Annotated in this window: 10 protein-coding genes; 2 read left to right on the top strand and 8 right to left on the bottom strand. The window is 41.0% G+C overall.

What is annotated here, in order from left to right:
- The first annotated feature begins 7 nt into the window (after positions 1-7).
- Positions 8-538, top strand: coding sequence for a hypothetical protein (locus tag ACM0OX_RS19250; RefSeq protein WP_414516653.1), 531 nt, complete (start codon positions 8-10; stop codon positions 536-538).
- Positions 539-574: 36 nt separating this feature from the next.
- Here the strand turns inward: ACM0OX_RS19250 and ACM0OX_RS19245 are convergent, their stop codons facing one another.
- The 5 genes from ACM0OX_RS19245 to ACM0OX_RS19225 all read right to left on the bottom strand — a co-directional run bounded on the left by ACM0OX_RS19245 (position 575) and on the right by ACM0OX_RS19225 (position 4,070).
- Positions 575-772 (bottom strand): hypothetical protein, encoded by a 198-nt coding sequence (locus tag ACM0OX_RS19245; protein ID WP_414516652.1) that lies wholly within the window; start codon positions 770-772, stop codon positions 575-577.
- A 254-nt stretch (positions 773-1,026) separates the two neighbouring features.
- Complete coding sequence (locus ACM0OX_RS19240; protein WP_414516651.1) at positions 1,027-1,545, bottom strand: hypothetical protein; 519 nt, start codon at positions 1,543-1,545, stop codon at positions 1,027-1,029.
- Positions 1,461-2,312, bottom strand: a complete 852-nt coding sequence (locus ACM0OX_RS19235) for a hypothetical protein (RefSeq protein ID WP_414516650.1) — start codon at positions 2,310-2,312, stop codon at positions 1,461-1,463. Before ACM0OX_RS19235 ends, ACM0OX_RS19240 begins: the two co-directional genes overlap by 85 nt.
- A 12-nt stretch (positions 2,313-2,324) precedes the next feature.
- Positions 2,325-2,816, bottom strand: a complete 492-nt coding sequence (locus ACM0OX_RS19230; protein WP_414516649.1) for a hypothetical protein — start codon at positions 2,814-2,816, stop codon at positions 2,325-2,327.
- Between the two features lie 30 nt (positions 2,817-2,846).
- On the bottom strand, positions 2,847-4,070 hold the full coding sequence (locus ACM0OX_RS19225) for a ParM/StbA family protein (RefSeq protein ID WP_414516648.1): 1,224 nt from the start codon (positions 4,068-4,070) through the stop codon (positions 2,847-2,849).
- Between the two features lie 614 nt (positions 4,071-4,684).
- On the opposite strand from ACM0OX_RS19225, the gene mobF reads away from it, so the two are divergent.
- Positions 4,685-9,982 carry a MobF family relaxase gene (gene mobF, locus ACM0OX_RS19220; RefSeq protein ID WP_414516647.1) on the top strand — a complete coding sequence of 1,766 codons (5,298 nt, stop codon included), beginning with the start codon at positions 4,685-4,687 and terminating at the stop codon, positions 9,980-9,982.
- 161 nt (positions 9,983-10,143) lie between these two features.
- Here mobF and ACM0OX_RS19215 read toward each other — a convergent pair whose 3' ends face one another.
- From ACM0OX_RS19215 to ACM0OX_RS19205, 3 genes are read right to left on the bottom strand one after another with little or no spacing between them, the layout of a single operon-like run.
- Positions 10,144-10,953: a restriction endonuclease gene (locus ACM0OX_RS19215; RefSeq protein ID WP_414516646.1), complete on the bottom strand. Its 810-nt coding sequence runs from the start codon at positions 10,951-10,953 to the stop codon at positions 10,144-10,146.
- 25 nt (positions 10,954-10,978) lie between these two features.
- A complete protein-coding gene (locus tag ACM0OX_RS19210) occupies positions 10,979-12,226 on the bottom strand; it encodes a hypothetical protein (RefSeq protein WP_414516645.1) in 1,248 nt (415 codons plus the stop codon).
- Positions 12,219-12,635, bottom strand: coding sequence for a hypothetical protein (locus ACM0OX_RS19205; protein ID WP_414516644.1), 417 nt, complete (start codon positions 12,633-12,635; stop codon positions 12,219-12,221). The genes ACM0OX_RS19210 and ACM0OX_RS19205 overlap by 8 nt, the downstream gene beginning before the upstream one ends.
- Positions 12,636-12,640 lie beyond the last annotated feature (5 nt).

Raw genomic sequence — 12,640 nt, 5'->3', positions numbered from 1 at the left:
GGTTTTTATGTCAAGGATTAAGCGTTGGATAAATATGAATAAAAAAGAATTCAACCCAGATGGAAGCTTAAAAAGTGAAGCTCGGCAAGAAATGTTATCCAAAGGTGAAGATCCAGGAGCAATTGATAGTTATGCTCGTAGAGCAAAAGAAGAGTATGACGAGTGGAAGCACCTGGACGAGACTGATCCAGAGCCGTGGCCAATCTACACAGCCTACGATTTCTTCACTGAACAAGAAAAAAAAGAATTCAACCTAGATGGTTCTCTCAGACCTGAATATGTAGAATATGCTCGTCAAATTGGCATCAGTGGAAGTGCCCTGGAACAACTTGAGTGGCGTAAGAAAATGGAGGTGGATCATTATAATAAAATGTCTGCCTCACACGTAGAACAAGGCATCAACTTTGGTGAATGGTTGATGGAAGGGAGGATTGAAGATAGCAGAACATACGTCCAACGTCGTCAGCAGATGGAACAAGACCTGCGTAACTTTGAGCCGGAAGACAGTTTGCCTTACGACAAGGACACCTCTTATTAAAGTAGGTGAGTTACCCTGTAAAGAAAGTTTTATCCATCAAATGCAGTGATTTGACCTGAATATGTGAAAAAAAGCGATCGCCTCAACTTGGCATGAAAGTAAATATTTATCGAAACAGAATTCAGGAGTCAGGAGCCAGAATTCAGTTGGGTATTCTGTGCGACTGGTGGATAGCGCCGGCGGCAAGCGAGTCAGACGCTCCTGCGTCGCTAACGCTGCGCTATCGAGCGTCACGAGCGTTTTGATTCTGACTCCTGAATTCTGACTTCTGAATTCTTCTTCATAAACTGCCTTTTTACTTCGTTGACTTGAAAGATTTTAGAGATTGCTGATGGAGTATCATAGCCAGTAATCGCAGTGCAGTAAATAAATATACCGCACTGTCACTGTGTTTATCTATGGTGTTTTCTTGAGTCTTCGTGCCATTCGATGCTGTTCCAAAGATAGGGAAAACCAAAACAGACAGTTTCTCTTTCCCCAAAACTTAATTACTTGTGCCGTTTAGGTTTATTCTTATTACGTTCATACTCAGCAATAATATCCTTGGTCTGTTGTGGAAAAATCACACTTTTATTGTTAAATCGCATTTGGTATACCAGATAACAGGGACTTTTGCGATCAGGACAGGAAAGATTTGTTGGCAGATTAATGATTGTTACTCCTGCAAAAGTCGCAGAAGCTAACATGGCAGAGCCAAAAAAGAAAATCCCAGAGCGACCTGAACCGAGCCAACCACCGAGCCAAAAAACAAGTCCTTTGAACTGTTCAAAGCGTTTTTGACGAAGTTTTTGACGTTCTAGTTGTGCTTCGTTCCATGCCTGTATTTTTTCCAGCTTGTGGGCAGCTAATTTATTGGCTTTAGCATCGGAGGCTTTTTCGACTTGAATATCAATAGTGCGTTCTTTGGCTGCAATTTCTTGTTTTAATCGGTATTCATTCCATTCTTGGATACGTTGGGCGACAGCATCGGCATTGGCGAAGAAGGCAATGAGGGTGTCGTCTCCCAATTCATTCCAGATAACTGTGCCCTCTGTTGCTTTTTTTGGGCAATTCGAGCCATGATTCTTTCTTCTAATTGAGCAAACAGATTGTTTTCCGAATCGCTCTGTTGCAATTTCAATGCGACATTTTTCAGGTAAAGTGATTGAACTAAGCCAGTTATTTCTTCAGCTTCGGCAGCAGTAATCCTATCAATAAGATTAGATAAATCATCTCTGGCAGCTACAGCTTTTTCACTAACATTCTCAATCACTGCATCTAATTTTAGTAGCTCAGAAATCCCAGACTCATTTAGAGTAGCTAACTCAGATGCAACTTCTTCAAAGGATTTGTTTTGCTCTTTTATTGATTTGTAGGTTTCAAGAAAGCGTTCGCACTCATCTGGGCTATACTCATCTTGCTCAGATAGTCCGCAGATTTGGAGAATTATTAAAGCCTGAGAAAGTGCGATTTTATAGCCTCTTTCACGAGCAATAACTAGTAATTCAGTGATATCTAATGGTAATTGGGCTTTCTTCCCTTGTTTTTTCCCCCCATTTTTCGTTGACGACGAGGAATTGCCCTGAGTTTCTGACAGTGCATTGTCAACAACTGGAGATAATAGAGCCATTACTTCCTCCTCAGTTCCACCCTGCTCAATTAAAGTGCGACATTCACGAAACCTGTCTGCATCATTCTCGGTATATAACTCTTTTTCAGGTATCCCACTCAAGCGTAAAGTCCGGCTAATTTCGGATGGTGAGAGGTTGTTAAAAAGTTCTTGTGGTTGATACATAATCATGAATTCCTATTTAGATAAAGTTGAAAAAGGATTTAACCAGTCAACTTTTAACTGTCTTTCTTCTGTTGGGGGAATCTTAGATGGTTCTGTTGCGGGAATATTGGATGGAAGGGAAAGTGATGAATGTCTTTCTTCTGTTGCAGGAATCTTAGATGGTTCTGTTGGGGGAATATTGGATGGAAGGGAAAGTGATGAAAGTGAATTTCTGTCTACTGCAATCATCGTGGCTGCCTGAGACGGGATTTCTCCCAGCAGTCCCATCAGATATGAAGAGTGAAGTTGAAGGCGGTAAAGACAAGCACGAATGTGTGGTTCTAAATCTACGGGTTGCTCTTGGGCTTGATACGCTAAAGGAAGCCAATAGCTGCTAATAGCAATTATCACCATATCTTTCGCAGGATAAAGAGTATTTCTGGAGTTTAAATACTTAAACAGCATTGCTTCGGGGCTATCAGTCTTAACTCTACTTCGTAAGCGAAACTCAACATCTGAAAACATTGCTAATATTCCTTTAAAACGAGCAAATTGCTAGGACGCACGATGGTTTGAAATAGCTGATGTAGCGTTTTGATAACGGAATAATCCGTATACATCCGTGAAACGTAAGCACAACGCATCTTTTTTAATCGGCAGGTTAAAAGCCAAGCGCACATCCTCTTCTAATTCTGCCGCCCATGAAATCTCGGTATAAGTAAATAAGTTTTTCAACTCAGCAACTAAATATTCCGATGTTCCCCCACCAATAATTACTTGCTGAATATCAACAGGAATATTCATACTCAGCCAAATAGATACTTTATTCCAGTATTCTTTCCGAGACAACTCCGCTACTTCAACAATTTGTGCTACTTCCTCAGCTTTAAACTCAGCATTCTTACTCCGAGCCAAGGTGTTAAAGTATCTCGGTTTTAACGCTGAACCTGATAGATGAATAGCCTTTAACAAATCATGTAAGTTCTGTCCTGATGTTCGGCTTTTGATTCTCTCCAGCATCCAGGCTAAACCCAAACCTTCTGTTTTTCCAGTTGATATACCCCGCTCAAAGATTACGGCTGATATATCCCGAAAACCCAGCATCACCACAGCAATGTTCACTTTATTAAAGTCTGTGCCGAGTTTTTTACTTCGCGTCAATACCAGTCCCCCACCCTCCGGCAAACACTGAAAGCTGATCAGATTTACACAAAATTGTTGACCTCGAAAGCTAAAGCTAGACAGTGCCTTGGTTAAACCCATCTCCAATCTTTCCCTGTCTTCCCACTCCCCATAAGGCAACAGCAGTCCCAACGATAAATCAAGGTTGGACTTCAATCCTTCTCTAATCGCTATTGCCCCCACTGCTGCCAAAGTTTTTGGAATCGCGTTCTCATACTTGAGTTCTAAAAAATTGATTCGCGCTTCAAAATACTTTTGGGCCAAAAACCCAACCGCATAATACTCTCCGTTGTACTCTATCCAAGCCTCATTCTCTGGATTGGGCCGATTAATTTGCCCAGACTCATATAAAGAGAGCGAGTCTCTAGAAATCTTAACTAACTCTGGCTCCATACACAGCAATTCTGGTTTAGAAGACATCTTCTCCAGAACACGATAAACCATCTTCGTCATTGAAGTTCCTGGATCAAGGCTCAACATTAAATCCACAAAAAATTTTCTCCCTGTTTTTGACCCTTTATCAAGAATTATTCCTAAAAGGCTAAAGCGCATATACCATAATGATTTCAGCATTTGTAAATAAAAATTATGAATCATTACAATTGCACTTTTATTTCACTAATTTGTGCATTTTCTGGAAAATCGCCTAAGTTTCCAATCCTCACCAATCCTCACTAATTCTCATCAATTTATCCCAATTTATCCCAATGTCCCACTCCATAAATTCAAATTTATCGCTGATGTTATTACATATTAAACATCATCTAATAACCAATTATCATTAGCTTAATAAAACCCAATAGTTCCCGGAAGTTCCCGGAACTTCTCGGAAGTCACCCGTTTTATCCCCATTTTCTCCTACTAATTTGAAACATACTTTAGAGGGCACAAGCCTTGGAATCCATCTTTTTCTGACGCACAGTACGCCATATTTGGCGGAAAGAATACTCGATTTTTTGCTATATTAAATGACAGGAGAGTTGGGGAAATAAAATTTTGTTTTGGTCAAAGTCTCACGAAAAAATTTTCATTCGTCATCAAGCACTACGAAGTTTGATGACGGGGATTGATTTTGACTTCAATACTTATTGCAAGGGTGATTATCTTGCCAACAGAGAAAATAATCAGAATTTCTTGACGAGAGTAGGCCGCACTAACAGATGGAATAGAACAAGGATTAACTTTTGTAAACCCCATAACAGAGGTGAGCCATGCTAACAGCGGCTAACGTCTCAAGTGAGATGGCGGTGAACTACTTCATCAAGAATTACTATCACCAAGGAAAGTCGCTTTGGAATGGTCAAGGTGCTAAAAAGTTGGGGTTGTCAGGGGCAGTCGATGACGAAGACGCTTTTAAAAATATCATTGAGGGGCTTACGCCTGATGGTCGTGAGGTATTGAATGCCAGAGTAGTCAAAGAAAAGGGGAAAGGAGAACGCAGAGCCGCATTAGACTGTACATTTTCTGCGCCCAAAAGTGTGAGCTTGATGGCATTGGTGGGTGGGGATACACGGTTAATCGATGCCCATCATCAGGCGCTAAAAGAAACCTTGGAGCTAATAGAGCAGCGTTATGCCTATACCAGAGTGACAGATAATAGCGGCAGACATAGAGTTAAGACTGGTAACTTGGTCGTCGCGCAGTTCGATCACATCGAAAGTCGGGATTTAGACCCACATCTGCACACCCATTGTTTGCTGATGAACATGACCCAAACTCCAGATGGTAGGTGGTTGAGTTTGGGTAATAATGAAATATTCGCCAATAAAAAATTCTTGGGGATGGCATACCAAAGCTCTCTGGCGCGTGAGGTGCAGAAGCTTGGCTACGAGATAGAGCTTCGTTTACATGGGCAGTTTGATATAAAAGGCTTTAAATTCGAGGATTTAGAGGCATTTTCTAAGCGGCGACAGCAAATCATCGCCTCATCTGGTGCTAATTCGACTTGGGCCGAACGTGAAAAAATTTGGGATGATACCCGCCAGCGCAAGCAGAAACTACCAGAATCAGAATTAGTTGCATTGTGGAAGTCAGAAGCTGCGGCGTTAGGTATCACGTTTGTCAAGCCAGGAGAACCAAGAAAAGAACAGGCTCCTCTTGTGGTTGAGCAAAAAAGTCTGATTGATGCGTTAGATGATGCGATCGCACATTGCAGTGAGAGAAATGTCGCCTTTAAACAAGAGGATTTAGAAAAATTCATCCTAGAATCACGTTTAGCTACGGATGTAACAGCGATTGCACCCCTGATTAGAGAACATCAGGAGTTAATCGGTTTGCCAGGGTTGACTCACCAATTTACGACGATGACAGCAGTGCGGCGGGAATTGGCGACGATTGACTTGATGCAGCAGGGTCAATATAAATTTTGCTCCATTTCCCAAAGAGAAGTAGTCGAAAGCCACTTAGAGAACACCTTACTAAATACCGGACAGCGCCAAGCAGTAGAATTAGCTGCAACAACATCTGACCAGTTCATTGCATGGCAGGGGGTAGCTGGCGCTGGCAAGACTTTTGCCCTCAAAGAGTTGAAGGCGATCGCTTTTAATGCCGGATATACCATCAAAGGCTTTGCCCCCAGTTCCTCTGCTGCTAAGGTTTTGAGTGAAGAGTTAGAAATTCAGTCTCTTACAGTGGCTAGATTACTTGTCACTGAACCACAAGAAATTGAACCAAATCAAATCTGGATTGTGGACGAAGCGGGTTTACTCAGTGCTAAGGATGCCCATGCACTCCTACAACGAGCAACCTTACTTCAAGCTAGGGTGATTTTAGTCGGTGACACTCGGCAGTTGTCAGCAGTATCAGCAGGGAATCCCTTCAAATCCTTGCAACAGGCGGGAATCAAAACCGCACACCTCAATGAATCGTTGCGCCAAAAAGACCCTCAACTGAAGCTGGCAGTAGATTTAATTGCCGATGGCAGAGTAGAAGCGGGATTTGAACATCTACTGGCGACCGGCTCAATAAAAACTGTTTCTTCAGAATCCAAAATAGAGCAGATCGCCAATGATTATATAGTAGGGACACCAGAGCAGCGACTCAAAACTCTTGTGTTAGCTGGAACAAATACAGAAAGACTTGCCCTTACCCAAGCGATTCGCTCGAAGCTCAAGGGTGAAGGAACTTTGGGAGAAACTGCAACCATCACCCAATTGCAAACCAAAAATCTGACAAAAGTACAGATGCGGTTTGCCCATAACTTTGAAATTGGTGATGTGATCATGCCCACACGGGATTACAAACGCCGGGGGCTTTCTAAAGGCAAATTATATGAAGTGGTAGGTCGAACTACTGACAAGTTGACACTAAGAAGTGATGATGGACAGCATTTAGAAGTAGATACAGCATTTGACAAGGCAGTTTACCAGAGGCACCAGATTGAAATTGCTGTGGGCGATCGCTTGCAATGGAAGAAAAACGATCGGCAATTGGGACGACGTAACGGACAGGAGTTTACTGTAACAGGGATTGACCTGAACATAGTCCAGATTAAATATGCTGATGAGCGTACTGAATCCATTAGTTTGGCACAGGCGCAAAACTTAGACTATGCCCTTGTGAGTACAACATATAGTAGTCAGGGGAAAACTGCGGATCGGGTGTTAATTTCGGCAGATTTCACTATTGGACAGGAAAGTTTTTATGTTGCTGCCAGCCGTGCAAGGCATGAATTAAAGATTTACACCGAAGATCCAACGCGATTGGTAGAGTTGGCGCAACAGTCCAAAGCCAAAGAGAATGCTTTGGAATTGCTACGAAAACAGGTTCATAATTCAACTCTTCGCCAGCGCCAACTTTCGCCTCAGCTTGCAATAACTATAAATATCAGTGATGAGCTAGTAGCACCTGTACTGAAGTCTGACCCAGTACTGAAAACTCCTAAATCAGGAGAAGAGCCAGAAACAAAGCCAATTTGTCAAAAAGAAATGACGACAGAAATACCTGTAGTCAAGCTAAAAGAGATAGAGTTACCACCAACCGTTACAAAACCTCATATCGACAAGCCAGTACTGAAATCTGCTGTCCCCACAGAAGCGTTTTGGACACCACATAAAAGTAAAGATATTCCCAATTTTATTGAACCAAAGCACTGGCAAGAGTTTGAATCAAGTGCCATTCATCCTGATATTACGGCAAAAAACTTTGAAAGCCTTCAGTTCAACTATGCAGGTGGTGAGCATGAGGCTTGGGAAAGGCTGATGATCAGTGAAAAACTTAATCGTACAAATACCGGGAGGTTAACGGAGGGATTAATCAGAGCATATTCTCATCTTGATGCTGGAGGATGGTGGTGTGATGCTGGAGTTGATGCGCGTTCATTCGCTGACTTAAAGCCAGGTGAGAAACCGCCGATTAAACGATGGGGATGCTACAAGCCAAATCAACCAAGACCCAAAAAAGATGAGAATAATCAAATAATTGAAGGGAAATTCATTAAATATGAGCATCCCCCAAAAGTTGAATTAAGTATATTCTTGCTAGATGTTCCCGACGATATTGCCGAACGCATTTACTCCAAACACAAGGTGAACCCCAGTGATAGCGATCGCCAGTCAGGATTTTGGTACTGTGTATGGAAACATAATATCCCCTGTGCGATCGCAGAAGGAGCTAAAAAAGCAGCCAGTCTGTTGAGTCAGGGTCATGCTGCCATTGGGCTACCTGGGATTTCAGCGGGATACCGAACTCCCAAAGATGAGTTTGGCAAAAAAATCGGTAAGTCTTACCTACATGAAGAATTAGCGGTTTTCGCCACACAAGGGAGAGTTTTCAAGTTCTGCTTTGACTACGAAACCAAGCCCGAAACGAAGCTCCATATCGAACGAGATATTTCCGTGACTGGAAGATTGTTACAAGAAGCTGGAGCAAGAGTAAAAGTTGTCAGCTTGCCAGGGCCTTCTAAAGGTGTTGATGATTTCATAGTCGCAAGTGGGCCACTAGCTTACGAGAAATTGAGCCATGAAGCAAAGCGTTTAAGAGACTGGCAACAGCAGAATCAGCATTCAAAGGCTGCGGCTTTTGTACCACCGCCTCATCTGACACCAGAACAACGTTCTATACAACTTGAGGGAACAGGCAACAGGGAACGGGCAACAGGGAATGACAAATTGGATCTCTTACCAACACACAGGGAAGAGGAAATAGAAAAAACTGTTGCCTGTTCCCCATTGCCTGTTCCCTATCTTTTACAAAATAAACCACAGGTACAAACCCATGACTTTAACCAACGACAACAACCCAACACAGATACAATTCCTAACCGAGAAGATAGAGCAATTGACCCAGAAAATCGAGCAGTTACAAACCAACAGCCAGCAATTGACCCAGAAAATCGAGTTCTTAGAAACGAGCCAAGCCGAGAACCTAATCGAAATGAGCGCGAATCAGTCGAACTTCTTGCAGCAATTAACCGAGATGCTGAACTCGAAAAAGTCTTCGAGCATGGAGACGATATTGCAGGAATTAACCAAAGCTCTACAGATGATGGGCTTCGAGGTCAACGAACAGAGAAACTCTCAAGACAAATTAACGGACAAGATTCAACAATTTTTAATAGAGAAGCAAATTATGTCCATTCTTCACAACCAGCCACCAGACAACTCTTAAATACAATCTCTGATTATATTGAGCAATCAGCTGTCGAGTCTGCTTTAACCCAAACAATATTAGGGCTAACAGAACAACTTTCTCAATCTCATCAACAACTTCTTGCTGCTAAAAGTACATTCAATGACTTTGAAACAGCCTTGACGGCTGAGTTACAATCTCATGCAGAGAAGAAAGCCATTCTGTCAATCTCTGATTATATTGAGCAATCAGCTATCGAATCTGCTTTAGCCCAAGCAGTATTAGGATTGACAGAACAACTTTCTCAGTCTCATCAACAACTTGTTACTGCTAAAAGTACATTCAATGACTTTGAAACAGCCTTGACTCAAGAGTTAAAATCTCATGCAGAAAAAGGAGCTATTTTATCAATCTCTGATTATATTGAGCAATCAGCTATCGAGTCTGCTTTAACCCAAGCAGTATTAGGGTTAACAGAGCAACTTTCTCAATCTCATCAACAACTTGTTACTGCTAAAAGTACATTCAGTGATTTTGAAACAGCATTGACAACTGAGTTGCAATCTCATGTAGAGAAGAGAGCTATTTTATCCACCTCTAACTCTGTTGAGCAATCAGCTACTGAGTCAACCTTAGCTAAAACATTACTAGCAGAATTAAAGTTGCATCTCAAACAGATGATTCAGGGTTTAGATATTGAAAGATTGGCAGAAGTAGTTATGGAAGTAGGAAAATATGTCAAAGGTGAAAAGGTAACAGGAGCAAAGGTCAGCGAGTTATTTACGAGTGTTACAACTGATGCAAAAGTATTGACTTTTGAGGAGAAAATGAACATCGTTAGGCAACTGATTAGAGATGACAAACCATCGATTCTGAAGAGATTGAAAATAAACCCTCAACAATCAGATGATAACGGGGAGCATCTACAGTTTCGACGCTAACTTATCAGTTATCAATTATCAGGTATCAGATATTTCCATTAATTCATTCATTCATAGGTTAGTTGTTTACTGATAACTGTTCACTGTTTTTACTGGTATTGTTATTCCCACTATTTTAAACTGCTTACCTAAGACAAAATTTACTAGTTTCTGACCACTCACTAGATTATTTTGTCGGAGCGACGAATCAATTGTTTTGATAACTGTCCAGTTATGCCAGTATGCACGAAGAATCCACCATTAGCTCCTTCTCCTTCAATACAGCATACGAAATCTTTGATGTGTTTTGGGCTAATGTAATCAGCATAACGCTTAACCTGGATTACATAAAGCTTTCCCAAAATCAACACGCGACCATCTATCCCGCCGTCACCGGTGTACCGAAAGTTGCGTTGGATTTGCCAGCCCTGTTCAAAGCAACAAGTGAGTACCAATTCTTCAAAAACATAAGGCGATATCCTGCGTAGCGTAGCGATTACTACTGGCAATTTGGCTAATTGAGTTCTGCTACGAAGCTCAAGTAATACTTGACTAGCGTACTCAATATTATTCAAGTGTTTTTTAAGCTTTTTAGGTAATCTAACCCTTGGTGTTCGCGCTGGGCTTGGTAGTAATTGCTTCTTAAAATTTTTAGCTAAGAAAGCCTTTTGGGTTGCTACTGAGCTTTGTCGTACAGGCTTGTTAAAGTTTTTAGCTAAGAAAGTCTTTTGCGTTGGTGCTGGGCTTTGTCCTACAGGCTTGTTAAAGTTTTTAGCGAGAGTCTTTTGCGTTGGTGCTGGGCTTTGTCGTACAAAATTTTGAGATGAAATATCAGACGATTTTGTACTCTTAGGTGGTAATGGCGATTGCTTCAAACCTTGCCAGCGATACTTTGACTTTGGCATTGAAGGTGGAAATAATACAAACAGCCAAGCTAGAAAAATTATTCCACCCAGTGCAAACAACAAACCAATGATTAGGATTAGTATCATTTTTACACTCCCCTTTGATCATGGCTTACCTGTGCATATTTCTAAATTGTGATTCTTGTTGAGAATCCTGCTGAATTTGATGATGCATATCAACAACAGATTGAACCTTATCAAGTGCCTGTAACTGTTGGTCACTTACGTTAGGTGATAAAACTCCATCAGTGAGAACAGGCTCGCCGTTTTTGGCACGAACGATTACATTATCGCCAAGGCGTTCAAAATCAAAACTTCTACTTTTAAAACTTTTAGAACCATCAGAGTTATCTTTGCCCAAAATGTTCAGTAGCGCTTTGACACTTTGCTCAATTGCCTGACCTTTGACATCATCGACAGCAGCCCGTAGTTCAGTTCGAGTATTGTCAATAGCTGACTTGACACCCACAAGGCTTTGATCAACCGTGTTTTTAACACTATCTACCTGTGTACGTATCTCTTGAGTTAAGTTACCAGCTTGTTGATTGAGTTGATTTCTTACACTGTCAGTCTGATATTTAACTTCATCCTTAAAGCTAGTAATTTGTTCATTAATTTGAGATTTAAGTGAAGTAATTTCCTTTCTGAGCTTCGTTACTTCGGGTGTCAGCACATCTTTAATCCGCTCAAAAACATTCTTGGCAGTTTGTTTTACCTTGTTCTCAACCGTACCCACCCAATTTTGAAGAACCGTATTTTGAACTTGTGGTAAAAACCGTTCATTCACCTGTGACAATGCTTTTTGGGTGTTTTCAATCAACTGTTGCTGCTTCTCCAAGGATTTACTCATTTCGGCAACTTGAGCAGCTAGTTGTGATAAAGATTCGCGTGAAAGCTGTTCTGATTTGATACTATCTACAAGTTTTTGTTGTTCGCTTAGTTTTTTCTGCAATACTTGCACTTGTTTTCCTAAAGCTTCTACACTGTAGATTCGCTCATTACTTACAACTTTATTTTTCTGTGATGCCGGAGCTAAACCTAATTTGTCAGTCAGTACTTCTCCATTTTTAATATGGAATACTTTTTCATTACCAATTTTAATAGAAATTGCACCTTGAGAATTTTTCGGGTCAGACAGAGCTTTTTTTAAGTTCTCTACTATCGTCGGCGTTAAGAAGTTTTTAGAGGGTGATTCTCCCAACGTTCCTTGATAAACTTTGCTAGAGCTAGAGTAAATATGAATATCCTTGCTGGGATCTAATCCTTTTTCTTTAGCTTTCGCATGGATGAGTTTGAGGAGAGATTCTAAAATGTCTAGATAATCTCGCTTAATCTCTTTAGCTTCGCCATCATCAATCATTATTTACACCTTTGAGAATTGACTGAATTAACAGTTCAGGATTAATCGCTACTTCTGGTAAAACTATTCCACCGAGTTTATTAAGAACCTGTCTACCTTCAATTTCAATGTAAGCAAATTCTCCATCAATCATTACTGTTATCGATGATGTATTTTTTTCAGCATAAGATGGGACATAATCTTTCAGAACACCATTTAACACAAAAATATTGGCATCATCTGCATCGCCGCTATAGACTTCAAGGCACTCAGGAAAATAGTTAGCATCAAAAGGCAAGTTATCCCAACTATCAGCAGTGTTTAAAATCTCGCTTGGATATTTATCTGCTAGGGCTGCTATATCAGGAGGGAGTTTAGCAATTTGTTTTCTGTCATAATCAGAGAACGGATAAAACTTACTTGGCGACATGAATT

The organism is Nostoc sp. PCC 9305, assembly GCF_963920915.1.
In the GTDB taxonomy this organism is placed as follows: Bacteria; Cyanobacteriota; Cyanobacteriia; order Cyanobacteriales; family Nostocaceae; genus Nostoc.
The sequence above is the reverse complement of the archived record's forward strand: the minus strand, read 5'-3'. Positions and strand labels throughout refer to the sequence as shown.

Coding starts and splice junctions, on each gene's coding strand:
- ACM0OX_RS19250 (WP_414516653.1), top strand. CDS start 8: ATGTCAAGGATTAAGCGTTGGATAAATATGAATAAAAAAGAATTCAAC.
- ACM0OX_RS19235 (WP_414516650.1), bottom strand. CDS start 2,312: ATGTATCAACCACAAGAACTTTTTAACAACCTCTCACCATCCGAAATT.
- ACM0OX_RS19230 (WP_414516649.1), bottom strand. CDS start 2,816: ATGTTTTCAGATGTTGAGTTTCGCTTACGAAGTAGAGTTAAGACTGAT.
- ACM0OX_RS19225 (WP_414516648.1), bottom strand. CDS start 4,070: ATGATTCATAATTTTTATTTACAAATGCTGAAATCATTATGGTATATG.
- mobF (WP_414516647.1), top strand. CDS start 4,685: ATGCTAACAGCGGCTAACGTCTCAAGTGAGATGGCGGTGAACTACTTC.
- ACM0OX_RS19215 (WP_414516646.1), bottom strand. CDS start 10,953: ATGATACTAATCCTAATCATTGGTTTGTTGTTTGCACTGGGTGGAATA.
- ACM0OX_RS19210 (WP_414516645.1), bottom strand. CDS start 12,226: ATGATTGATGATGGCGAAGCTAAAGAGATTAAGCGAGATTATCTAGAC.
- ACM0OX_RS19205 (WP_414516644.1), bottom strand. CDS start 12,635: ATGTCGCCAAGTAAGTTTTATCCGTTCTCTGATTATGACAGAAAACAA.